Here is a 22,545-nt window from a genome sequence, read left to right on the forward strand (position 1 = left end):
GCAACCAACTGCAAAGAACTCTCCGAACGGCCTTGAGAGTCGACGCGACTGCCAACTGACCAATCGTTCCCGCCATCAATGCTCAGCAGAAACCAGGGCCAACGCCAAACCGGCTGAGGATTCCTGTGGTGGGCAACCGGGGCGGCTTAACAGGTGCCGGTCCAGTACTGATACGCTCGCATGGTCTGACGGGCAGCTTCATGCGGATCGGGCCAGGGGAATGCCTCGGCACAAAGATAGCCGTCGTAATCGATGGCTTTTAAGGCATCCATGATGGGGCCGAACTGCATGTGACCGCAACCGACAGGTCGACGGTTGGAATCAACAAAGTGAATGTGTCCAACTTTGTCGCCGCCTGCCAGCAACGCTTGCGCGACATCCGCTTCCTCGATATTCATGTGGAACAGGTCGCAAAGCAAACGCACGTTGTCGGTCGACAACGATTGCAGCAGATCAACGCCTTGCTCAACGGTGCAGCACTGATTGGTTTCGTATCGGTTCAGCGGTTCATAGATCAGAGGCACACCGTACTGCTGAGCGTGTTGTCCGCCGTCTTCCAAGGCTTCAGCCAAGTAGGCTTTGGCGCTCGCTGCGTCGACGTCGCCGCCGCTGCGTCCCTGCATCGATCCGATGATTGCCATGGCACCAAACTGTCCGGCCGCATCAATGATGCTGCGGACGAACGCTTTTGCTTGGTCCCGTTTGCCGGCATCTGCATCTGCCAGTTGCAATTGGTGTTTGACCCAGCCGGCTCCGGTCCCCAGAGCGGCAAGCTTGACGCCTGCCGAATCCAGCAGTCCACCGAGGGTGTCCAGATTCAAGGCCTCGACGGATGGCGAAAAGATTTCGACCGCATCATAGCCCAGTTCGGCAGCAAAGCCGATGGATTGTTCCAGTGAATCCCAAAGCACAAAGGGACCACCGCGAGCTTCTTCGACAAGAGAAATGGTGACGCAGGACTTCATGTTCATTTAACTAAGCGTAAGGAAATGATGATTCGACAGGCAACCGGCGCGTGGGCTGAACGATCAGGCTTGATCGCCGTTTTCAGGACGCCCTTCGCTATAGAACCAGTTGTGGATGGGTTTGAGAATCTCTTTGACTTCGGCAACCAGAGTTTCGTCCAGTGGTTCATCAAGCCAATCGCACCATTGATTGACGCGATTGGGATTGGCTGAACCAACCACGCAACTGGCAAAGGATTCGTTCGCGACGGAGTATTGCAGCGCTAACTTAGCGATTTCGCTGCCCTTGCTTCGACAGTGATCGGCGGCCGCTTTGGCAACGGTGCGAACTTCGTCGGTCGCTTTATGCCAAACCGGGAGGGGGGCGTCGGTCAACAGACGTGCCGAAAACGGTGCGGCATTGATCAGGCCCACTCCCTGATCGTGGCAGGGCTGCACCAGTTGCAGTGCCATGTCGTTTTGCAGTGTGTAGTGGTTGTACGTTAGCACAACATCCAGATCCGTCTGACGCAGCATCTCTTGGAAGATCTTCATCGGGTAGCCACTGACGCCGATGAATCGAACCTTGCCCTTTTCCACTTCCTTACGCAAGGCCGGCAGTGTTTCGTGGACGATCTGATCGAGGTCAACAAATTCGATGTCGTGACAAAAGACGATGTCTAACTGTTCCAGTCGCATGCGTTCGAGCGAGATATCGATGCTTTCGACCACACGACGCGCGGAAAAGTCAAAGTGCTGCGGAGCATAGCGTCCCAGTTTGGTGCTCAGAATGTAGGAGTCGCGAGGAATCTTGGGCAAGACTTGCCCCAGCATGACTTCGCTCATCCCCCGACCATAGTAGGCAGCGGTGTCGATGTAGTTCATACCGCGTTCCAGGGCAACATCCACGCATTTGAGAGCCTCGTTGACATCGATGTTCCGAAATTCAGCGCCCAGAGAGGAGGCACCAAACCCCAAGGCTGAAAGTTCCAGTCCAGTGTTGCCAAGTGGGCGCGTCAGCATTGTTTTTTCCTCTGCGGAAATCATGATTGGTGTGAATTCAGGCGTCAGAGTACCACAGGGAGGCCTCGGTGTGGATCGGTGGGATCAATTCAGCGGGGCTGAACGGTCTCATCAGACGTCGTTTATTGCTCTTCCGCCACCGGCGGTGGCGATCAGGTCTTGGATCGGCTTCCAGCAACGTCCTACGGCCTGCCACTTCGGCACCAATCGTTACAAGTGGCGCATTCGCTCTGACCGATGCCTGATCGCTGGTCAAACCTTTGCCGGCGAGGTTTTTCCCCCGCTCGTTGTTTACTGGGAACAACAATTCGGCAGCATTTCTTTGTCCCGCCTGCTGAGAGCCATGAGTAGCGTCCCACCTCCATCGCCCAATTTTGATGACATGCTTCTAACGCCCGGCATGGCCAGAGCATCGCATGAACCTGGCAATGGTTCAGGTGTCCCGCTGGTCCAGGAGGAAACGGATTCGGTCCGCGTCCCAGATGATGTTCCTGCGGGAAAAATTCTGATTGTGGATGATGAGACTGCCAACGTGATGGTGGCGCGTAAACTGCTCACCGAAGCAGGGCATCGCAATTTTGAAACCACCACCGATGCTCGATTGGCAATGAATCTGGTGCACACCTATCAGCCAGATCTGGTGCTGCTGGACATCAATATGCCGCACATTGACGGCATCTCAATCCTGTCACAAATTCGCAGTGTCGAACGGTTTAGTCATCTGCCGGTCCTGATTCTGACCGCCAACACACAAACCGACGTCAAGCTGCAGTGCTTGGAACTGGGTGCGACTGACTTTCTGGTCAAGCCGATTGACGCGATGGAGCTTGCGCCGCGTGTTCGCAATGCACTGCAATACAAGCAGTTCCATGATCAGCTCATGCGTCATGCCGAAGAGCTTGAACGCAAAGTCCAACAGCGCACCGAAGAACTCGAACGCTCGCGACGTGAAATCATTTACTGCTTGGCTCGCGCTGCTGAAATGCGCGATAACGATACCGGAAACCACGTGATTCGCGTGGGCCGTTACGCAGGCATCATCGCCAAAAACCTCGGCCTGCCCGCTCAATTTGTTGACGATCTTGAATTGGCCGCACAGCTGCATGATGTGGGCAAAATCGCCATTCCTGATGCCATTTTGCTGAAGCCCGGCAAGCTGGAACCAGAAGAGTTTGATATCGTTCGCGAACACGTCAAACATGGTCGACAAATCATCAAGCCATTCGGCCCCAACGATGCCAGCGCCTTGCGTTCCCATGTCGATCGCGGTGGAGATATTCTTAGCGATAGCAGCTCGCTGATGCGACTGGCCGCCAGTATCGCGCAAACACACCACGAGAAATACGACGGCACTGGCTATCCCATCGGCTTGGCTGGTGATGACATTCCGATTGAAGGTCGCATCACCGCCGTCGCTGACGTGTTCGATGCATTGAGTTCAGAGCGGCCGTATAAGAAAGCCATGCCACGCGAAAAGTGTTTCCAGATCATGGAAGAAGGCCGTGGCAGCCACTTTGACCCCAAAATCTTAGACTCCTTCTTCAAAAGCTCGTCTGAGATCGTTCGCGTGCAGGTTGAATTCGTCGATTTCCCCGATCGCTCGGCACAGCAAGGACGGGTCTATCCAACCGTCAGCGGGCCGGAATAGCTCTCTGGCACCGTTTCGACTTCTGTATCACCCCTGGCCTATGTACGCTTGTACGGCACCCGACGTCGTTTGAAGGCATTGGTACGTGCAAGCACGGCACCGTGCGGTTTGTCATCAGTGGTTTTGGCGTTCGCTGCGTCCGCCATCAGCAACACTCTTGTATGTTACATTCTAGTGGTGTTTCGTTGGACACTACAGATGCAGTTGCTTTAGCCTCTGAGCGTAGCGAAGAGGCTAAAGCAACTGCGGCCGACGGCAGATCGTTGACCCTCGAGTGCTGCAACGCAGATACTGTGCGGGAGCTGGATCGTCGTCGGCCTTTGGTAAATAGCCCGAACAGCCGCCTGAGCCGAGACAAGCTCTCGAGCTCGCATTTGCAAGGAAGGGATACATCCAAGATGAGTTTTCAACACTTTATCGGAATCGATGTCTCAAAAGCCAAGCTTGATCTCGCGTTTGATGAACAAGCCACGACAACAGTCGTTCCCAATGATCCAAAGGGAATTGATGAGCTAGTGGATTTGTTGCCAGAAGCGAAGTCTTGCCTGATCGTAATTGAGGCCACTGGCAACTACGAACGTCCACTCGCTGTGCGACTTGTTGAAGCCGGCCATGTTGTCTCTGTGGTCAATCCGAGACAAGTGAGAGACTTTGCCAAAGCGATTGGAAAATTGGCAAAGACTGACAAGATCGACGCACGCATCATCGCACTGTTTGGGAAATTGACGAGGCCTCGAGCCGTCGCCAAAACCAAGCAATTGCAGGGTGAATTGGATCAGCTTGTGACTCGAAGAAGACAGTTGATCGGCACCAGAACTGCCGAGAAGAACCGACAGGGACAAGCCGTGTCCGGAGCGGTTCGCAAGAGCATTCAGCGCGTTCTCGATGCAATCAACAAGGACATCAAAATGATTGATCGTGAGATCCAAAAGCTTGTGCAGTCTGATGATGACTGGAAGCATCGCGCCGAATTACTTGGGACGATGCCTGGTATCGGCGATGTGACATCAGCAACGATCATTGCAGAGTTACCAGAGCTTGGCGACCTGAACCGACAGGAAATCGCCTCGCTCGTTGGACTAGCACCGTTCAACCGGGACAGCGGGCAGATGCGAGGCAAGCGTTCGATTTTTGGAGGCCGTGGATCAGTGCGATCGGCGCTCTACATGGCCGCACTGAGTGCTCGCCGATACAACCCAGCGATCGCAGCCTTTTCCAAGAGACTGGCCGAACAAGGCAAGCCTCCAAAGGTCGTTATTACCGCATGCATGCGCAAAATCCTCATCACACTCAACACAATGGTCAAAACAAATACAGCATGGGAAAATCCACAAAACGCTTGACATCTAACACAGCCGCTCCCGCCAGCGGGAGGGGCGGCCGGTTTGCGGTGGTGGCGCGCTGATGGATGCGAAGATTTGCAAATCGGAGGCATCGCTTGTCTCCATGGCCGGCCGGGGAGGGTTTCGCTGTGGCTGCTTGCAGTTGGCGTTGCCCTGGTTGATGGGTGCGTCTTCTTGCTCTGCGCAGCCGGCTATGCTTTCTTGCTGAGATCCGGCAGCCTTTTGGTGAGAACGTTTGCCAAAACGGGCCCCCGGATTCAAAACGCCGGCGTTCCGTGTTATCTTTTGCTGCTTGTGATCGATTGATCGACGGGGCAATCAATGCTGGCCGCTCGTTCGCGGTCTTGTGTTTGTCACGTTATACCGAAGCAGCAAAGTAAAGCACGATGTCGAATTCCCTCTGCCGTTGGGGCATCCTGAGTACGGCGAACATTGGTCGGAAAAACTGGCGCGCCATCACTCTCAGTGGTAATGGGGTGGTTCAAGCCGTCTCCAGCCGCTCTGAAGCCAAAGCAAAAACATACATTGACGAGTGCATGGCAGAGGTACCGCTGCCGGTTGCTCCTCAGGCCTTTGGCAGTCATCAGGAGTTGCTTGAGAGCGATCAGATCGATGCGGTTTACATTCCGCTGCCGACGGGGTTGCGTAAAGAATGGGTGTTGGCAGCTGCCAAGGCCGGCAAGCACGTCCTGATTGAAAAGCCTGTTGCCGATACGTTGCAGGACGCCATCGAGATGCGAGATGCTTGCAAACAGGCGGGCGTACAGTTCATGGATGGTGTGATGTTTGATCACAGCAAACGCATCAGCGAAGTCGCCAATCAGTTGGAAGGCGGCTCGATCGGAACGCTTCGTCGGATTCAGGCTCACTTTTCCTTCAATGGCGACGATGAGTTTCAGCAAGACAACATTCGCACCGACATGGTTTTGGAAAAGCATGGTTGTCTAGGCGACTTGGGTTGGTACTGCATCCGCTTCATCCTTTGGGCCAGTGCTTTCCGCGATCCGGTTCGGGTTTCTGCACGCACGGTGACCAAGTTGCAACGACCTGGCAGTGACGATTGGGTGCCCGGTCAGTTCGCCGCAGAGTTTGAATACGAAGACGGTTTAACAGCCGGATTCTTCTGTTCGTTCATGACTGCCAACCAGCAATTGGCCAGTGTTTCCGGCACCGATGGCTATCTGACGTTGGATGACTACGTGTTGCCACTGTTTGATTCCAAGTTGGATTGGCAGATTCACCGACATGATTTGCAGATTGACAATTGCACTTGGAATTTCTTGCGACGCAGCGAGCCGTTTTACACGGACGAATTTCACGGTGCCCACGGCAACGCGCAAGAGGTTAACATGATGCGTGCATTTGCCGACATCGTTTGTTCGGGGCAACTCAATGACGAGCTGGCTGATCGAGCCATTAAGACGCAGCGTCTGTTGGACGCGTGTCGCTTAAGCGATTCTAACGGTGGAGCCTTTATCGCGTTGGATTCGGTTGGGTAGTTCCCTCAGCAACGGCGTTTTTCGATTTGATCGCCTCAGTTGCCAAGCCAAATTATGGCTGTCCAGCAGAGCCGTCGCTGGTCAGCGGGGACAGACAACAGTGTGGCGCAGGCCGGCACGTGAGGCTCGTCCAATGTGCTGCATACGAATAATTGACTTGGACTCTAGGCGGGATATCGATCGTGATTCTATTTACTTTTCTGTTGTTTACTGGTGCGGTTGCTCTGGCCACTTGGTGGGTCGTTCGCGGTAGTGACGAGACGACCGACGAGGGTTACTTTCTTGCTGGGCGATCACTGACTGGTGTTTTCATCGCCGGTTCGCTGTTGCTGACCAACCTGTCGACCGAACAGCTGATTGGATTGAATGCCTCCGCCTACAAAGAGGGCATGTCCGTCATGGCCTGGGAGGTCGTCGCCGGCATTTCCTTGGTCGCATTGGCATTGTTCTTTTTGCCTCGCTACTTGAAGTCTGGGATCGCCACGATTCCTTCGTTCTTCGAGGAACGCTTTGGGGCTGGCGTGCGCACGCTGACGACGTTCTTATTTGTCGTCGCTTACATGCTGATCTTGTTGCCCTTTGTGTTGTATTTGGGTGCGACTGGCCTGAACCAAATGTTGGGTCTGCAAGAGATGTTGGGGATGTCGCAGATTGGTGTCATTTGGACCGTGATCATCTTTATCGCCGTCGTTGGCGGTGCCTACGCGATTTGGGGTGGACTAAAAGCGGTCGCTGTTTCTGACACCTTTAATGGGGTTGGCTTGCTGACCGGCGGTCTGCTGATTACCTACCTTTCGCTGCAGTATGTGGCGGGTGAAGGTGAGAGCATTTTTTCAGCGTTCAAACTGATTTCGGAACGTGATCCGGATGCCTTTCAGTCGATGGGGACGCGTGATGAAGAGGTCTCCTGGCCGACGCTGTTTACCGGTGTCTTGCTGCTGAATTTCTTTTACTGGTCAAGCAATCAGCAGATCATTCAGCGAACCTTTGGCGCCAAGAACTTGGCCGAGGGTCAGAAGGGTGTTTTGCTGGCGGCGTTTTTCAAAGTCTGTGCTCCCTTGGTGCTGGTCATTCCCGGGATCGCCGGGGCGTACCTTGTGGCCACGAACCCTGAGTTTGCTGAAAAGGTCACCGGTGCCAGTGGGGATCCTGAAGCTAAATTTGTGTACGGTGCCTTGGTGGCCTCGGTGCTGCCTGACGCCCTGGTAGGGTTCTTTTCGGCTGTCGTGATTGGGTCGATTCTGTCGACGTTTAATTCGGTGCTGAACAGTTCCGCCACGTTGTTTTCCATCGACGTCTACAAAAACTTTATCCGTCCCAAGGCTTCCACGAAGGAAGTGGTTCGTTCGGGACAGATTTGTAGTTTCGTTGTCGGCGCCTTTGCTGTGGTTGCTGCACCGGCGATTTTTCATGGCAAAGAGGGGCTGTTCAACATCTTCCAGCAGCTTAACGGCATCTATTTCATTCCGATCCTCGCCATCATGCTGGTTGGATTGCTCAACAAGAAAGTCGATGGCCGCGCCGCGATGGTGGCTTTGCTGGTGGGGTTGTTTGCGATGGTCATGGGAACTTTCTTCAATGGGAGTGTCCCCGAGACGAGTGAAACGGTCGGTGTCGACGGCTGGGTGAAAGACTACTTTAAGTCGCCATTCCATTACATGGGATTCGTTTTTGCCCTTCTGGTCGTCTTGCAGCTGGTGCTTGAAAAAGTTGGCTTCAGTCGTGAAACACCGTACGAGCAAAAGGACGTTGGTGCGGTGGATTTGACGACTTGGAAATATGCCTATCCCGTCGGCGGATTGCTGATTGCCTTCGCTGTGGGGCTGTACGTCTTGTTGGCGATCGTTGCCAGCTAATGGACTTGCCAGTTAAAAGACTTGCCAGCTAATGGACTTGCTGGTTGGGTGTCGCTTGCCAGCTCGGGCCAGGTTTTCGGTTTGCTGAACGGCTGGCAAAGCACGCTGTCTTTCTGGTGCCAGTCTTTCTGGTGCCGCGCGCTCATGTTGCTATGGATCGATCCCCTTTTCTTTCCTAACCGCCCTGCTCTCTTGTCTCCGAAAGGGATGTTTCGGCGAAACTTGAGTTGCCCGCCCAAGGCGGTGGCAAGATGCTTTACAATCGGGTGGTGATTTGCGGTTTTCAGGCCAGTTGTACTGCCTTGAATGACGGCAAGGGATTGTTCTGCCGACTGGCACAACCACTCATAGGAAAGGGCATTAGAATTGATTGATCAGTCTTTGATTTTCGCGCGGCGTTCTGAGTTTTTGCAGAAGATCTTTGAAGGTGATCCGGTCGCGATCGGCTTTTTGATCTTTGGTTTTGCGGTGGCGTTTGGCTTTCCGCTGCTGAAAAAGATGTTGTTTCGGAGATAGTGCAGCGGTTCAACGGGGCGTGGGCGGCTGTGATCCAGGCAGTGCTGCGGAACAGTGCTGCGGAACAGTGCTGCGGAACAGTGCTGCGGAGCGTCAGCTTACACTGGCAGCAGTGTGCGAATGATTTTGGTGGTGGGATCGCCCGGCAGGATGGTGTCGCCCCAGTGTTGACCTTCATAGCGATAGCGGACTTGGATCGCTTGAGCCTGGCCATTGAGGAACGCATCCCGGGCGGTCTTTAAATCGGTGCTGGTGTCTTCTCTGCCGGTTCGCAGTTGGACATGAGTGATGTCGGTGCCTTCTTGTAGATCCGCAAACAACTGCATCAGTTGATCATTGCCCCATTCGGCTTCCAGGACTTCGGGCAAGTCAATCGGTTCGATCGTTTCAGGGTTCATCATGGTTTAGCGCTGCGGCAATTGAGTCTGGCGTTGAAAGACGGGCATTAACACGACGGCATTGTCCGGAGCCACGCAAGCGGTTCGGCAGACGCCGCATCCGGTGCAGGCATCGGCGATCACAATGGGGACGCCGCCTTGGGTGGTGATCGCGCCTGGTTCGGGACACTGGTCCACGCATTCGCGGCAAGGTTGCCCTTGGCCGGCCAAGCAGAGATCGGATTTGATCATTGCCGTCCCAATGACCTTTGGGGCCGTGGTTTCCAAGGCACCGGTTTGGCAGGCTGTGATGCACGGGAAGTCAGCGCACATCAAGCAGGCTTGGTGATCGGCTTCGATTGTCGGTGTGCCGTTGGCCGCTGACAGGCGATCGTTGGCTGGACGAATTGCGTGATAGGGACAGGCTGTCTGGCAGTCACCACATTTGGTGCAGCGTTCAAGGAACATCGATTCCTCGACGGCTCCCGGTGGTCGAAACAGTGGGACTTGGGGTGCCAGGGGTTCGCTGCGAAAACTTGTCGCCGGCACGGCGTCGATAGCGATTCCGTTGATCGATCGAATGGGTTTGGCGGGATGGCCGGGTGTTGCTGGCGCGATCGTGTGCAGGTCTTGAAGTGGATTGGGGATCCGAACCAATCGTGGGCTTGCCACGCCGCTGGTTGATCTGGCGGATGGCCCGTTCAGAAGCCTGCCTATTCGCCCTCGAAGGAGGTCACGGCGACTGAGCTTGGGGCGTCGCTGCGCGTCGGTGAGTTGCGCATCAGCAGGCGAGGCAGTCGTTCGCTGAACGGCTGTCGCAACCTGTTGTTCGGTGTTGTTCCTCCCCCCGGACGAAGTCATGGTGATGTAACGACCTTCAGCGGAGCGAGCATGGGAATGGGTGTTTCTGCGATCGCTTGATTTTGAACCGCCGAAACGCCGTGGCACTGCAAACAGTTGGTGCGCCACTGGTGAGTTGAGTTCAAACCTAGCCATCCGTTCGGCCCACCATGGCAGGCGTTGCAGTTCTGCCGCATCCACTGTCCATGAGGAATGGTGGGCGGCGCACCGGGGGAAGCGCGCTGGCCGGCTTGCGGTGCAGCCAAGCCAACGAAGTGGTTGGCGACATGCCAATCAGAGGGCGGCAGTGCCAGTGGTCCCGGCGCTGCATGGCACTGCACGCAGTTGGCCAGGAAACCGTGTGACATGACGCTAGCGCGCAAGGGTCGCTTCACTCCGATCGCGGCCATCGAATCTTTGAGCAAACCATCAAGTGTCATGCCCTGGCGGTGGCAGGCATAACACGCCGCATCATTGGTGCTGGCGATGGCATGTGGAATGATCGGAGGCGCGCCGTTGTAGGCTCGTCGCGAGGAACGCAGTTTCAGCGAGGCCAGTTTCTCGGCCTCGGTCTGTGTGACTTTGGCAAACAGGTCGATTTTCGGAACTTCGGGCAACGCCGCAGGTCGCTTCAGGAACTCTTTTGTGGGTCCCATCATGGCACCAGGGATCTGCCAGTAATCAATGGCGTCAATGACTTTGTCGTCGGTGCTGGGGGTCTCAGAACGCGAGAGGTCTGCGACCGCAAGCGTGTCGTCCGAGAGTTCGACCCATATGCCTTTGGGCTGCGGAGCGCCGTCGGAAATCCCAACCACGTAGCCAATGATTGCCATCGATGCGATCCCAGCTAAGCAAAGTGAAGCGTAGCGAGTCGTCGAATGAGCAGCTTGTGGTGAACGTTCGTTATCGTGTGTGGAGTCACTCATGTGATGTCTTGGCTAAGTTTTCGAATACGAGCAGCACACTTTTTATAATCCGGCTGTTTTGAAAATGGATCAAGGGCATCCAGGGTGACATCATTGATCAAACGAGTTTCGTCGAAAAAGGGGACGAAGAGGGTTCCCTGAGGGGGCTTGCCGCGACCATTGATCCAGACCGGGAAGTTGGCCGAGCCGCGTCTGGATTCAACCACGACGGTTTCTCCTTGGCGAACGTTCAGGCGTCTGGCATCATCGGCATGAAGTTCGACATAGCTTGTCGGCATCGCTCGGCTGAGTTGGGGGATGCGTCGCGTCATTGTTCCGGAGTGCCAGTGTTCTAAGACACGTCCGGTGCATAGCCACAGCGGGTATTCATCGTCAGGGATTTCCGGTGGCGCTTTGTAGTCGTGGAACCAAATTTGTGCTCTGCCGTCGTTTGTATTGGAATGGTAGAAATCGATGTCTTCGCCTTCAGGGACGAAGGGATCGTCAAAGCCAGAGAAGCGGAATCGCGTCTCGCGCCACGAGCCGTCTTCTTGTTCGACCACGGGCCAGCGTAGCCCGCGCGCTTTGACGTATTCCTCGTAGGGCGCCAGGTTCTTGTGTTTCAAGCGACTGAATAAGCGGTATTCTTCGAAGAGCTGCTGATCGACATTGATGTCATAGTAGTGCTCCCATTTCCAGATCGGCACATCGTTTCCGTCGTCATCCTGCATGGCAAACAGAAACTTGCCATCCTTGTCTTTCATGCCGGGGTGCCCGAGTTCGAACAAACGATGCGCGATCGCAATCGTCATCCAGCAGTCATCGCGAGCATCGCCTGGTGGTGAGACCATTTTGAACCACTGCTGGGTGCGGCGTTCGCTGTTGCCAAAGATCCCATTTTTTTCCACCCACATCGCAGCCGGAAGGATCAGGTCCGCCGCTTGCGTTGTCGCGGTGGGGTAGACATCCGAGACAATCAGGAACTTGTCATCGTTGTCCTTTTTGTCATTGAATAGTTTGTTTAGGTTGGGCAGGGTTTGCCCTGGGTTGGTGACTTGAACGAACATCGTCTTGATGTCCCCTTCGCCGGTCGATGGGGAGGTGAACCTGTCAAACATCAGCACCGTGTGGTAGCCAGGCTTGGGGTTCACTCGGCCTGCTGGCAGGTTCCAGTATTCTTCTGCGTGGGCACGGTGATCGGCGTTAGCAACCACGCGTCCGCCAGGCAGCGTGTGTGCCAGCGTGCCCACTTCCCGGACGGTTCCACAGGCGGAGGGTTGTCCGGTCAGGCTGGTCGGGGCGTCGCCGGGTTGACCGAAGTGTCCGCTCAACAGGTGCACTCCATGCACCAAGCTGTTGACGGCGGTACCTTGTGTGTGCTGGTTCATGCCCATGCACCAGAGGCTGGTGATCCGCAGGTCTGGATCGGCAAATAGTTTTGCCAATTCAATGATGCGTTCGGCTGGCACTCCACTGAGCGCTTCGACATGCTCGGGGGTGTACTTGGCGATGCGTTTGCGAAACTCGTCTTCACCGATCGCTTCGCCTTTGAGCGTGGGATTTTCGTCTTCCAACGCTCGGAAGGCGCAGTGCTTTTCGACAAAGTCCTTGTTGTAAGTCTCGTTGGCGATCAACTGATTCATGATGCCCAGTGCAATGGCGACATCGCCCTGAGGCTTCATTTCCAGGTACAGATCCGCTGCATCGCTGGTGCGAGTACGGCGAGTTGAGATGTCAATTAGCCGAATCTTGTCCCCTTTGGAACGTCGGTCAGTGACGCGTGAAAACAGCACCGGGTGCATTTCTGCGGGGTTGTTGCCCCACGTGATCAGCACGTCACAGGCATCCAAGTCGTCGTAGCAGCCGGCCGGCTCATCGACTCCATAGGTCGCTAGAAAACCGGTGACCGCGGAGGCCATGCAGAGTCGAGCGTTGGGATCGATATGATTGTTCGCCAAGCCACCCTTCATGAATTTGTTGGCGGCATAGCCTTCAGGGATCGTCCATTGCCCGCTGCCGTAAAAGGCAAATTCTCCGGGGGCATCCATGATTCGTTTCGCAGCAATGTCGATGGCTTCGTCCCATTGAATCTCGACATATTGATCCCCTTTGCGCAGGAGCGGTTGTGTCAAGCGGTCTTTGCCATAGAGGACGGATCCTACGTGGTAGCCTTTGACGCATAGCAACCCTTTGTTCACGTCTGCTGCTTGATCGCCAGCGACCGCAACCACGCGGTTGCCTTCCACGCCAACTTGAACGTGGCAACCGGTGCCACAGAAACGACAAGGTGCTTTATTCCATGTCAGTTGATCGCCGTCGGTGGGGATCTCATCGGCGGTCACGACAGGCAGTGACGGTGCTGCGGTTCCAGCAACAAGCGATGAGGCAGCACCCATTGCAGCAGATTTTAAAAATTCCCGTCGTCGTGTATCCATCATTGGCCCCGGTTGATCTTTGCTAGCCGATCGCTGCGAATGCTTGACTGAGGCAGCCATTCGATTGATCTAGTTGATGTGATTGATTGATTGTTTTGTTTCAGGGCGGCCGGTTGTTTCGAGCTGTGGCGAAACGGTTTCAGTCGCCCGTGGTTGAGCAAAAAACCTGGTCGAGAACCCAACGCAGCAAAGATTGGGAACCGACTTAATGCTTCAAGTATCGCTCACGGCGCGACGCGCGGGACGGAGCTTCTGAGGGGTAGTTTCGGACACCGTCAGATCAATTGTGCCAACGCCTTAAAGGGGACATTCAGCGATTGAGGTTTTCCGCGAACGTGACTTGTGACGCTAACCCACATGTCAGTATTTTTTATTTCTGCAGGCTGCTTACTGTGTCATACACTTCGCTGCATCCATCAAGTCGATGGTGGGTCCGAGTGAGTGAACGTCGCGTCAGCGAGGGCTCGCTAGCGTGATGCTGGATCGCATTGTGATTCAGTCAGTTTCTAAAAAAGCATTCAAGCTAAACCTATGGCTGCCGCGGTTTTCGTATGACACGTTTCTTTATCGTCATCGCCTTGCTTCTGTGCAGTTGTTTCTTGGCCGTCGGGATCCATTCCTGGCTGATGGGCAAACAACTGAGCCACCGGTCAGATGCTGGGGTGATAACAGAGTCAGCGTCTTCGGCCAGGATGCTTCAGGCCATGTCGGATCCAGAATCAGTGACGCCCGACCAAGCAGCTGCTTGGGATCAGGGCAGCACTGAGGCGGAATCCAATCCAGAACCGGAGTTGTTCTTTGTCAGTCACGAGAGCGACCAGGGGGAGCAGGCATCCAGCGAACGCTCTGTATCAATTGCGAAGGGATCACGGATAGCGAGTGCAGTGCCAATTCAGAAGGCCCCGGGAAGCGATCGGTACCCGGTTGTGATTCAGCGTTATGAGGGGGCGCCCATGATTCGGTTGCAGGCAGACGATCCCTTGCAGCGTCAGGGGCAAGTGGCTTGTTCGACGTGCCACTCGGTTCGGAAACCTAATCTGAAGAACACGGTGGCGCAATTGGATCAGTTTCATCAAGGGTTTTCCTTCGCCCATGGTCAGTTGACGTGTTACGCCTGTCACAAGGCACAGCAGCCCGATGCGTTGCGTCTGGCCGATGGCCAACCGGTTGCCTATCGGGAGGTGATGAGCATGTGTTCACAGTGTCATTCGCAGCAAGCGATCGCCTATCAACACGGTGCCCATGGCGGCATGAACGGTTTTTGGGACTTGAGTCGCGGTCCGCAGTTCAAAAACAACTGCGTGGATTGTCATGATCCTCACGTTCCAAAGTATCCAAGTATGAAAGTGCAATTCAAACCACATGATCGCTTTTTGCAAACAAACGATCAGTCGTCCGATCATTAACAGGGAGCGTGGTCATGGCAAATTCAAACTCAGCGCAGAACACTCCAGCGAGTCCCGAGTTGCCTGTGGTGAATCCGACGCGTCGAAAAGCAGTCAAGGCGGGGTTCGCAACCTTGGGCTTAGCTGCTTTCGCGGCTGCGATTTCACCGCTGCGATCGGCGGCCAAGCAGACCTCCGCGCAGGCGTTTTTTCAAAATCACTATCGTGAGCTTTCCGCGGAAGACAAACGTAAAGTGATCGCTCGCTTGGAAGCGGAAACCAAGGAAAAGTACGGTGCCGAAGTGCACATCGCCGACGATCGCCCGATCCCAGGGACAAAGTTCGTTTATGCGATCAATTTAAGTGTCTGCAATGGCAACGGAAACTGCGTCAAAGCTTGTCACGAAGAAAACAACCATGATCGAGCAACGCACCAGTCATACATTCGCGTGCTGGAGATGGATAAAGGGTCCATGGAACTCGGCAACGGTGATTCAGAGTATCAAGGTGTGGTGCCCAAGGATGGGAAATTCTATCTTCCGGTGCAGTGTCAGCAGTGTGATGAGCCGCCTTGTGTGGATGTCTGCCCGGTGAAGGCCACTTGGAAGGAAGAAGATGGCATTGTTGTGATCGATTACAACTGGTGCATTGGTTGTCGCTACTGCGAGGCGGCGTGCCCGTATCATGCGCGACGCTTCAACTGGAAACAGCCAGAGATCCCTGCTGAGGAAGTGAATCCCGATCAGTCCTATCTCAGCAATCGCATTCGGCCCGCCGGCGTGGTCGAAAAATGTACCTATTGCCTGCATCGCACACGTCGTGGCAAATTGCCAGCCTGCCTGGAAGCCTGCCCCACCGGGGCACGCGTGTTTGGCAATATTCTTGATCCTGAATCAAACATTCGTTGGATCTTAGAAAACAAACGAGTGTATGTGCTTAAAGAAGAGTTGGGAACAAAACCGGCTTTCTTTTATTACTTTGACTAACCCGCTTTCACGCTACGAATTTGAATCCCTATGAGCGCTGCTCCCCTTAGCGATTCCGACAAACACTCCACGGCCTTACTGAGCTATCCCGGCTTCGTGAAGCGATCACTGGTCGTGATGACTGAGGGATCGTACGCCTTTTTGACATGGATGACGGTCCTGACCGCCATTGCCTTGGTGGGACTGAATGCTTGGGCAAATCAAGTGGCCACCGGGATGGCTGTCACAGGGATGAGTGATCAGGTCAGCTGGGGCTTGTACATTGCAAACTTCACGTTTTGCGTGGGGTTAGCGGCCGGTGGCGTGATGATGGTCATTCCAGCTTATCTGTACAAAGACAAAGAGATGCACCAGGTGGTCATCATCGGCGAGACCGTGGCGATCGCGGCAATCGTGATGTGCTTGATGTTCGTGATGGCGGACCTTGGACGGCCGGATCGATTCTGGCACTTGATGCCCGGGTTGGGAAAGTTTAATTGGCCGATCTCGATGTTGACCTGGGACGTGCTGGTTCTTAATGGCTATTTGTTGCTGAATTTGCACGTGGTGGGCTATTTGCTTTACACGCGTTACTTGGGAAAGACGCCCAATCCCCTTTGGTACATTCCCTTCGTCTTCATTTCGATCTTTTGGGCGATCAGTATCCACACCGTGACGGCGTTCTTGTACTGCGGCTTGGGCGGTCGACCGTTCTGGAACACGGCGTTGCTGGCACCGCGATTCCTGGCGTCGGCTTTTGTTAGCGGCCCGGCCTTTATCATCATTGTGATGCGAGTCCTGCGGCTGATCTACCATTACGATGCGCCTGCGGGACCCGCGCGAACCTTGATTCAGATCATGCGCGTGGCCATGGTGGCTAACTTGGTGATGAGCGTTAGCGAGCTGTTCACCGTGTTCTACACCGGTGGCACGCATGGAGCCACCGGGCAGTACATGTACTTTGGTCTGCATGGGCACGATGGTCTGGTGATTTGGACTTGGTCGTCACTGCTGCTGAATTTGACGGGGACAGTGCTGTTATTTCTGCCCGCTGCTTTACAACGCGGAACCGTTCGGATCGTCGCTTGTCTGCTATGCATCGCAGGGATCTGGATTGAAAAAGGAATGGGGCTGATCATTCCTGGCTTCATTCCATCGACCTTGCATCAGCTGGTCGAGTACTCCCCCAGCACGACCGAATGGAAAATCAGCCTTGGCGTGCTAGCATTCGGATTGATGGTGCTGACCTTGTTGCTGAAAGTAATCGCCAAAGTGTTCCTTGGCAAAATGACCGTGGCCGACCAAAGCTAATCAAGTCTCTGCTGTCGCGAAAAAACTTTGCTCGTCTAGGCGGTGCGCTATTCACTGGCTGATGTCCCGGTTTCAGACTTTCGGGAATCTTGCCCTCCGGTAGATCACAATTAACGGGGGGGGCTGAAGCAGTCGGTGCAGCGTTGGGCGGTTGGATGGCAATCGTCCGCGCGAGCCAACAGTCTCTAGCATTGGGGGGAGTCCGCAAAAATGGGGAAACCCACAAGAATGCGCGAGACATATCAGTTACGCTGACGTTTTACGAGACCGCCTACGTGTTAGGCCGCATTTCTAGGCAACGATCGCAGTCACTTTGGACGGCTTAGCTTTTCCGAAAGGACTGTGGTTCGCTGGGGTGAAGAAATGGGGACAGCAGGATAGGGCAGATCAAGTGCTCGTTAAGGCTTGGCGGTTTACTGATGCGATGATGACCCACGCTGGGTGGCTGGACAGTCACTGGCGGCAACGATTGCAGTGCCTTCATGGATGCCCCTCCTGAATCTCCCAAGAGCAACCCGAACGACGAAACCAAGGTTTACCCGCGAAAGCATGGGGAGACGTTTCTGACCAATGCCTTGGAGGCCAAGATCGAGCCGCCGCTGGTGGTCGGAGAACCGTTCGGCGATTACTTGATCGAGCGTCTGATTGGTTACGGTAAAGCGGGGTTTGTGTATTCAGCGACCGATCGGGTCACAGGCCAGAAATGCGCGCTAAAGGTTTTGTGCCGACTCTCTCCGCAAGATTTGTACCGCAACAAGCTTGGATTTCGGCAGATGTCGACGGTGTTTCACCCGATGTTGATGCGTGCGGATCGGTTAGAGGTCATCGACGAGATGACGGTCTTTACCATGGAGTTGATTGAGGGACGGACGCTTTATGAGTTCACTCAAGGTCTGGTGAAGGAACCGCGTGAGCAAGCTTATCGCCAGTTGCTGGGGCTGCTCTACGACTATTCGGTGGGCCTGTTGGCGATCCACTTTGCCAATTTGGTTCATCGCGACATCAAGCCAATGAACCTGATGGTCCGCGATGATGGTCGCGGGGCGATTATTGATTATGGGCTGGTGGCTTCTTGTGATTTAGACACCGACGGGCATGGACTGCGTTCCTATATCGCTGGAACACCGCGTTACTTTTCTCCTGAAGCACTGTGGGAGCAGAGTTACACACCTGCTGGGGACGTTTTTAGCCTGGGTTTGGTTTTCTTGGATTGTGTCAATCTGGTCTCTGGCCGTGAGCAGTGGTTGCAAGAGGGCGACTTTGACGATTGGGTTCGCTCGGAACGCCAGCAGGTCATTGCTGATGCAGTCGAAGGCATGGACGGCGGGGTTCCAGATCATCTGCGCAAACTGATTGGCCGAATGTTGCATCCCGTGAGGTCCGAGCGGATTTCATTGATGACCTTGATCAAGACGGCTCGGACGGTTGACATCCCGATTCCGTTTCCCGTGACCAATATTTTGTATGGACGTCAGGACGAGTTTCGTCAGTGCAGCGAATGGGTGCGTGAAATCTTCAAAGGCGGCACCGGCCGGTTGCACCTTTCCGGTGAAATGGGGGCGGGGAAAACGCGACTGATCAGCGAATTGGAAACACGTTTTCGCCACGACCATAGCTGGGGACAGATGTTCCGTGTGACCTGCCGTCAGCGCGAGTCAGGCAAGATGCAGGTGTTGGATCAAATCGCGGATCAGATTGCCCAGCGATTTTCCCGCTCCGACCGTGACCAGATTGAGTTGGATCCGCCGACGGTGGCCATTCTGACGAGTTCATTTCCACAGCTTCGACATGTGCTGCGGGAGAAAATGGGGACGCATGCCGAGGCCTTTCAGCCTGAGCCACGGCGAGCCGATGCGATCGATGCCCTGTGTAAGCTGTTTCAAGAGGTGGTGGCGGTTGGCCCGGTGATCATCATTGTTGACGATGCTCATTGGGCCGATCGAGGCAGCCATGACATTCTGGACGGGTTGCAACAAGAAGAATTGCCGCACCTGGGGATCTTGACTACTTCCTATCGCGGCCACACCATGCAACGTTGTCCGCCATCGGAGACCATTGTGCTGGGAAGTTTGTCGACCGATGCGGCGATGACTTTGCTGCAGAAATCGGTGGCCAAGCATGGTGCACAGGTCAAGCAGCAAACCTTGCGTGAATTGGTCAAGCTGTCCGAAGGCAACGCCTTCCGGCTTCAGGAGATCGCCACGGAGTTTCGCGTGGGCGGGATCTTGCACAGTTTAGAAGAGGTCGATGAATCGCAACTGGCCGACGTCAGTGATCCCGACCGCTACTGGCGCAAGCGATTTGACCAGCTCACCGAATCAGCCAAGCGTCTCTTGTGTTGTGTCTTTACTGCAGGCAAGCCGGCTCTGGTCGCACAGCTTAGCAAGGTGTCGGGTTTGGGTCCCAAGGTCGATCGACCGCTCTTCGATTTGGTTTCCAGTCGTTTAGTGATGGAAAATGGGACGCGGCTGGATAGCTTGGTCGTGATGCACAATACCGTCGCCGAGAGCCTGGCCGATTTACTTGACCCACAGCAGGTCCGTCAGACGCATTTGGCTTGGGCACAACTGCTTATCAATGGTGATTCTCCGTTCGAGGATGCCGCCAGTATCGCGACTCATTTTTATCTGGCCGGTCAGTCGGGGGATGCCTTGCCGTACGCGATCATGGCCGCAGATCATGCCAGTCGAGCGTTTGCCATGGGTGAGGCGGGAGCTTGGCACGTTCGTGTGTTGCAGCAGGTCACCGGTCAGGCTCGCAACAAGCACCTGATGGCTGCGGCGGATTGCTTTGAACAGGCGGACATGCCGGAAAAGGCGGCCGAGTATCTTTTGATGCTTGCTGAAGAGTCTTCCGATTATCAAAAGCAAATTGAATACCAGACCCGCGCCATTCAGTGGCTGATTCGAAATGGGCAAATCGATCGTGCCATGCCGATGGTTGCCAAGCAGATGGAGCTGTACGAAATCAACGTTTCCGACGAGCCGGTCAACGCAGAGGTCTTGGTCGAGACCTTTGCTGGCTTCGCCGAATCGCTGGCCGAGATCACCAGTGATGGGATGGAGGTCATTTACCCGCAATTGGGTTCACTGGCGGTTGATTCAGCACCGATCGCTTTTTCCAGTCATGAGCTTACGTTCTGCTCCTATGTCGGCCGCTCGATGTCGTTCATGAATTCGGAATTAGCCATCAGGCTCACGTTGCATGGTGCACAACGTGCCATGTCACAGGAGGCGTCAATGGTTCGCCTGCACTTTGGCGGCATGTCGAGTATTTGGGCGGCTGGCTTGGGTGGCGGACGCTCTCCGCTGTCAGCCAAGTCACGCAATTGCTTGGTCCGCATGTTGTCGCGTTTGAATCCACATGTCACGGGAGTGATTCGTGGTAATCTTTATTCCTGCTTAGGATATGTCGCCTCGATCAAATCGGAATGGCGTGGGGTGATTGAGGTCATTGGCGAGGCCTTGCTGCACTTTGGCAACGATGATAATCCCATGAGCTTCGAGGTTTCTCAAGCTCGTTGGTTAGAGATTTGGGCGCGGTGGAACCTGGGACACTGGCAGCAAATGCAAGAGGTGTTTCATGAGCTCTTGGGCGACGCCAAGCGGCGGAGCGATCTTTTGCAGCTCATGCTGACGACGAATGGTTTTTGCGGCAACGCGCTGCTGTGTCAGGACGATGTTGAGTCATTGCTGGCGTTGCACCAAGAATGCGAGGCCTTGTGCGGAAAGACAGATAAACTCGAATTGGTTGACATCTTTCACTGGGTTCAAGCGGTGAACCTCGATCTTTATCAAGGCCAGATTGCCTCTGCCGCCGCGAAGGTCCACTGGATGCTCGGTGAGATTGAAACGGCGATGGTCGCCGTCATGCCCGTGATTAAGCTTTCGGCCTTGCAGTTGGCCGTGCTGACCTGTTTGCAATTGCGGCAGCGATCTTGGGGGCGGGTTGATGGCGTTAGCGCCGTCGAGAGCCCGGTCTTTTCAGATCGATCACCTCTTCGAGAAGCAGACTACGTCAGTACGCTATTGGTTCAGCTTGCCGAACTGAGTGAGTTTGGCGAATGCTTAGCTGCTCTGTACCGCGGCATCTTCGCTTGCCAAGTTGGCTCGATGGATGCTGCTCGGGAGCATTTTCTTGAGGCTGCTGAATTGGCCGATCAAGGCGAGTTGTTGCCATTCCAATTAGCGGCAACTGATTGGATCGCTTACTTAGATGATCCCTACGCGACGGCCGATTCGCTGCAGCGATTGATGCGAGCAGAAGGGGTTGAATGTCCCGAGAAACTGCAGCGGTTGTTCACCGTCGAACCACCCCGACGAGCAACGTGAGCGAACGCTACTCGGTTCGTTTATCGCGTTCGATGAATGCGTAAGCGTTGTGGTTGTGGATCGATTCGTAGTTCTCGCTGCTGCATTGATACCACACGATGCGGTCATCTTCATTCAATGCGACGGCTAAGTCACGAACGATGTCTTCGACGAATTTTGGGTTCTCGTAGGCTCGCTCAGTGACCCATTTCTCGTCGGGACGCTTGAGGACGCTAAAGACTTGCGTTGATGCGCACTGCTCAACGACATTGAACAGGTCTTCAATCCACAAGTGGACGCCATCGGCGGTGCGAACCTTGACGGTCATGTCACAGCGCTGGTTGTGTGCACCGTACTCTGAGATTTCTTTCGAGCATGGGCAGAGGCTTGTTGCCGGGATCTTCAACGTCATGATGAAGTCATCTTCGACGCCGCTGGCAAGTTCGAAGGCAACGTCGATGTCAAGTTTCCCGGTCTTGCCCGTCACAGGGGCCGGTTTGTTGATGAAGTAAGGGAAGTTAAGCTCTAGGAACGCATCTTCCGATTCCAGTTTCTCCTTCATTCGCTTTGCGACCAGCCAGAGATTGTCGCTGGAAATCTCGTTGTGGTACTCATTCAAGACTTCTAAGAACCGCGACATGTGAGTGCCTTTCACATCGTGTGGCAGCGACACAAACATGTTGATCGATGCGACGGTGTGAATGAATTCATTGCCCTGCCCTGCCCCCGGTGTTCGTAACGAAATCGGGTAGCGAACGTTGGTGACACCGACTTTGTTGATGGCAACCTTGCGAAGGTCTCCGGTTGATTGAATGTCTGGTAACGGAGTTGATGTGATCGAAGGTTTCATCAAATTGCTTAAACTAAAGGAGCGGCGTCTGACGCGAATGTCACGTTGAGGTGAACGCCAAAATTCAGGTCACGCTACGAGGATGGTGAATCATCGACGACAGGCAACCCCCCGAAAGGTGTTTGCGACATGCGGTCGAACTGGCAAAACGCTAGCATCGGTGACGTTCAGCGGTGCTGGCGCCTCCAGCAGAAGCGTGATTCGGCGTAGAGAACGGGGTGTTGTTGGTCACTAGGTTTTAGCGTATCTAGTGGGCTTCGTCCAACGCCCCGTAAGGGGCACCAAGCCAACTGCTTTCTCCCTAGACAACAGCACAGCATGCCAGTTGAACCCCACTG

General features: G+C 54.7%; 15 protein-coding genes. 8 read left to right on the top strand and 7 right to left on the bottom strand.

What is annotated here, in order from left to right; translation table 11 throughout:
• Positions 1-146: 146 nt before the first annotated feature.
• On the bottom strand, positions 147-965 hold the full coding sequence (locus SV7mr_RS05425) for a TIM barrel protein (protein ID WP_473163673.1): 819 nt from the start codon (positions 963-965) through the stop codon (positions 147-149).
• A 63-nt stretch (positions 966-1,028) separates the two neighbouring features.
• Positions 1,029-1,967, bottom strand: a complete 939-nt coding sequence (locus SV7mr_RS05430; RefSeq protein ID WP_145269931.1) for an aldo/keto reductase — start codon at positions 1,965-1,967, stop codon at positions 1,029-1,031.
• A 343-nt stretch (positions 1,968-2,310) separates the two neighbouring features.
• Between SV7mr_RS05430 and SV7mr_RS05435 the strand changes: the two genes are divergently transcribed.
• From SV7mr_RS05435 to SV7mr_RS05450, 4 genes are all read left to right on the top strand, one after another.
• On the top strand, positions 2,311-3,615 hold the full coding sequence (locus SV7mr_RS05435; protein ID WP_419188133.1) for an HD-GYP domain-containing protein: 1,305 nt from the start codon (positions 2,311-2,313) through the stop codon (positions 3,613-3,615).
• Positions 3,616-4,013: 398 nt separating this feature from the next.
• Entirely contained in the window at positions 4,014-4,958 is a 945-nt protein-coding gene (locus tag SV7mr_RS05440) for an IS110 family RNA-guided transposase (RefSeq protein WP_145268727.1), read from the top strand.
• Positions 4,959-5,344: 386 nt separating this feature from the next.
• Positions 5,345-6,457, top strand: coding sequence for a Gfo/Idh/MocA family protein (locus SV7mr_RS05445; protein ID WP_145269933.1), 1,113 nt, complete (start codon positions 5,345-5,347; stop codon positions 6,455-6,457).
• A gap of 182 nt (positions 6,458-6,639) precedes the next feature.
• Positions 6,640-8,313 carry a solute:sodium symporter family transporter gene (locus tag SV7mr_RS05450; protein ID WP_419188134.1) on the top strand — a complete coding sequence of 558 codons (1,674 nt, stop codon included), beginning with the start codon at positions 6,640-6,642 and terminating at the stop codon, positions 8,311-8,313.
• A gap of 614 nt (positions 8,314-8,927) precedes the next feature.
• Here SV7mr_RS05450 and SV7mr_RS05455 read toward each other — a convergent pair.
• The 4 genes from SV7mr_RS05455 to SV7mr_RS05470 all read right to left on the bottom strand — a co-directional run bounded on the left by SV7mr_RS05455 (position 8,928) and on the right by SV7mr_RS05470 (position 13,446).
• The gene (locus tag SV7mr_RS05455) at positions 8,928-9,230 is read right to left on the bottom strand and encodes a hypothetical protein (RefSeq protein WP_419188135.1); all 303 of its coding nucleotides are present in this window, start codon (positions 9,228-9,230) and stop codon (positions 8,928-8,930) included.
• A gap of 3 nt (positions 9,231-9,233) precedes the next feature.
• Positions 9,234-9,878, bottom strand: coding sequence for a 4Fe-4S dicluster domain-containing protein (locus tag SV7mr_RS05460; RefSeq protein ID WP_419188136.1), 645 nt, complete (start codon positions 9,876-9,878; stop codon positions 9,234-9,236).
• Between the two features lie 185 nt (positions 9,879-10,063).
• Positions 10,064-10,972 carry a diheme cytochrome c precursor gene (locus tag SV7mr_RS05465; protein ID WP_419188137.1) on the bottom strand — a complete coding sequence of 303 codons (909 nt, stop codon included), beginning with the start codon at positions 10,970-10,972 and terminating at the stop codon, positions 10,064-10,066.
• Positions 10,969-13,446 carry a molybdopterin-dependent oxidoreductase gene (locus SV7mr_RS05470; RefSeq protein WP_473163674.1) on the bottom strand — a complete coding sequence of 826 codons (2,478 nt, stop codon included), beginning with the start codon at positions 13,444-13,446 and terminating at the stop codon, positions 10,969-10,971. Before SV7mr_RS05470 ends, SV7mr_RS05465 begins: the two co-directional genes overlap by 4 nt.
• A 644-nt stretch (positions 13,447-14,090) precedes the next feature.
• Here SV7mr_RS05470 and SV7mr_RS05475 point away from each other — a divergent pair.
• The 4 genes from SV7mr_RS05475 to SV7mr_RS05490 all read left to right on the top strand — a co-directional run bounded on the left by SV7mr_RS05475 (position 14,091) and on the right by SV7mr_RS05490 (position 21,378).
• Positions 14,091-14,792, top strand: a complete 702-nt coding sequence (locus SV7mr_RS05475; RefSeq protein ID WP_145269938.1) for a hypothetical protein — start codon at positions 14,091-14,093, stop codon at positions 14,790-14,792.
• Between the two features lie 14 nt (positions 14,793-14,806).
• Entirely contained in the window at positions 14,807-15,757 is a 951-nt protein-coding gene (locus tag SV7mr_RS05480; RefSeq protein WP_145269940.1) for a 4Fe-4S dicluster domain-containing protein, read from the top strand.
• A 30-nt stretch (positions 15,758-15,787) separates the two neighbouring features.
• On the top strand, positions 15,788-17,047 hold the full coding sequence (dsrP, locus tag SV7mr_RS05485) for a sulfate reduction electron transfer complex DsrMKJOP subunit DsrP (protein ID WP_145269942.1): 1,260 nt from the start codon (positions 15,788-15,790) through the stop codon (positions 17,045-17,047).
• Between the two features lie 482 nt (positions 17,048-17,529).
• Entirely contained in the window at positions 17,530-21,378 is a 3,849-nt protein-coding gene (locus SV7mr_RS05490; RefSeq protein ID WP_145269944.1) for an ATP-binding protein, read from the top strand.
• Positions 21,379-21,385: 7 nt separating this feature from the next.
• Here the strand turns inward: SV7mr_RS05490 and folE2 are convergent, their stop codons facing one another.
• The gene (gene folE2 / locus SV7mr_RS05495) at positions 21,386-22,207 is read right to left on the bottom strand and encodes a GTP cyclohydrolase FolE2 (protein ID WP_145269946.1); all 822 of its coding nucleotides are present in this window, start codon (positions 22,205-22,207) and stop codon (positions 21,386-21,388) included.
• Positions 22,208-22,545: the final 338 nt, after the last annotated feature.

This window comes from Stieleria bergensis, from assembly GCA_007745635.1.
Classification (GTDB): Bacteria; Planctomycetota; Planctomycetia; order Pirellulales; family Pirellulaceae; genus Stieleria; species Stieleria bergensis.

Excerpts from the sequence above, each read along its gene's own strand:
- SV7mr_RS05425 (WP_473163673.1), bottom strand. The coding sequence starts at position 965 with ATGAAGTCCTGCGTCACCATTTCTCTTGTCGAAGAAGCTCGCGGTGGT.
- SV7mr_RS05430 (WP_145269931.1), bottom strand. The coding sequence starts at position 1,967 with ATGCTGACGCGCCCACTTGGCAACACTGGACTGGAACTTTCAGCCTTG.
- SV7mr_RS05435 (WP_419188133.1), top strand. The coding sequence starts at position 2,311 with ATGAGTAGCGTCCCACCTCCATCGCCCAATTTTGATGACATGCTTCTA.
- SV7mr_RS05440 (WP_145268727.1), top strand. The coding sequence starts at position 4,014 with ATGAGTTTTCAACACTTTATCGGAATCGATGTCTCAAAAGCCAAGCTT.
- SV7mr_RS05445 (WP_145269933.1), top strand. The coding sequence starts at position 5,345 with ATGTCGAATTCCCTCTGCCGTTGGGGCATCCTGAGTACGGCGAACATT.
- SV7mr_RS05455 (WP_419188135.1), bottom strand. The coding sequence starts at position 9,230 with ATGATGAACCCTGAAACGATCGAACCGATTGACTTGCCCGAAGTCCTG.
- SV7mr_RS05465 (WP_419188137.1), bottom strand. The coding sequence starts at position 10,972 with ATGAGTGACTCCACACACGATAACGAACGTTCACCACAAGCTGCTCAT.
- SV7mr_RS05470 (WP_473163674.1), bottom strand. The coding sequence starts at position 13,446 with ATGGCTGCCTCAGTCAAGCATTCGCAGCGATCGGCTAGCAAAGATCAA.
- SV7mr_RS05475 (WP_145269938.1), top strand. The coding sequence starts at position 14,091 with ATGTCGGATCCAGAATCAGTGACGCCCGACCAAGCAGCTGCTTGGGAT.
- SV7mr_RS05480 (WP_145269940.1), top strand. The coding sequence starts at position 14,807 with ATGGCAAATTCAAACTCAGCGCAGAACACTCCAGCGAGTCCCGAGTTG.
- dsrP (WP_145269942.1), top strand. The coding sequence starts at position 15,788 with ATGAGCGCTGCTCCCCTTAGCGATTCCGACAAACACTCCACGGCCTTA.
- SV7mr_RS05490 (WP_145269944.1), top strand. The coding sequence starts at position 17,530 with ATGGATGCCCCTCCTGAATCTCCCAAGAGCAACCCGAACGACGAAACC.
- folE2 (WP_145269946.1), bottom strand. The coding sequence starts at position 22,207 with ATGAAACCTTCGATCACATCAACTCCGTTACCAGACATTCAATCAACC.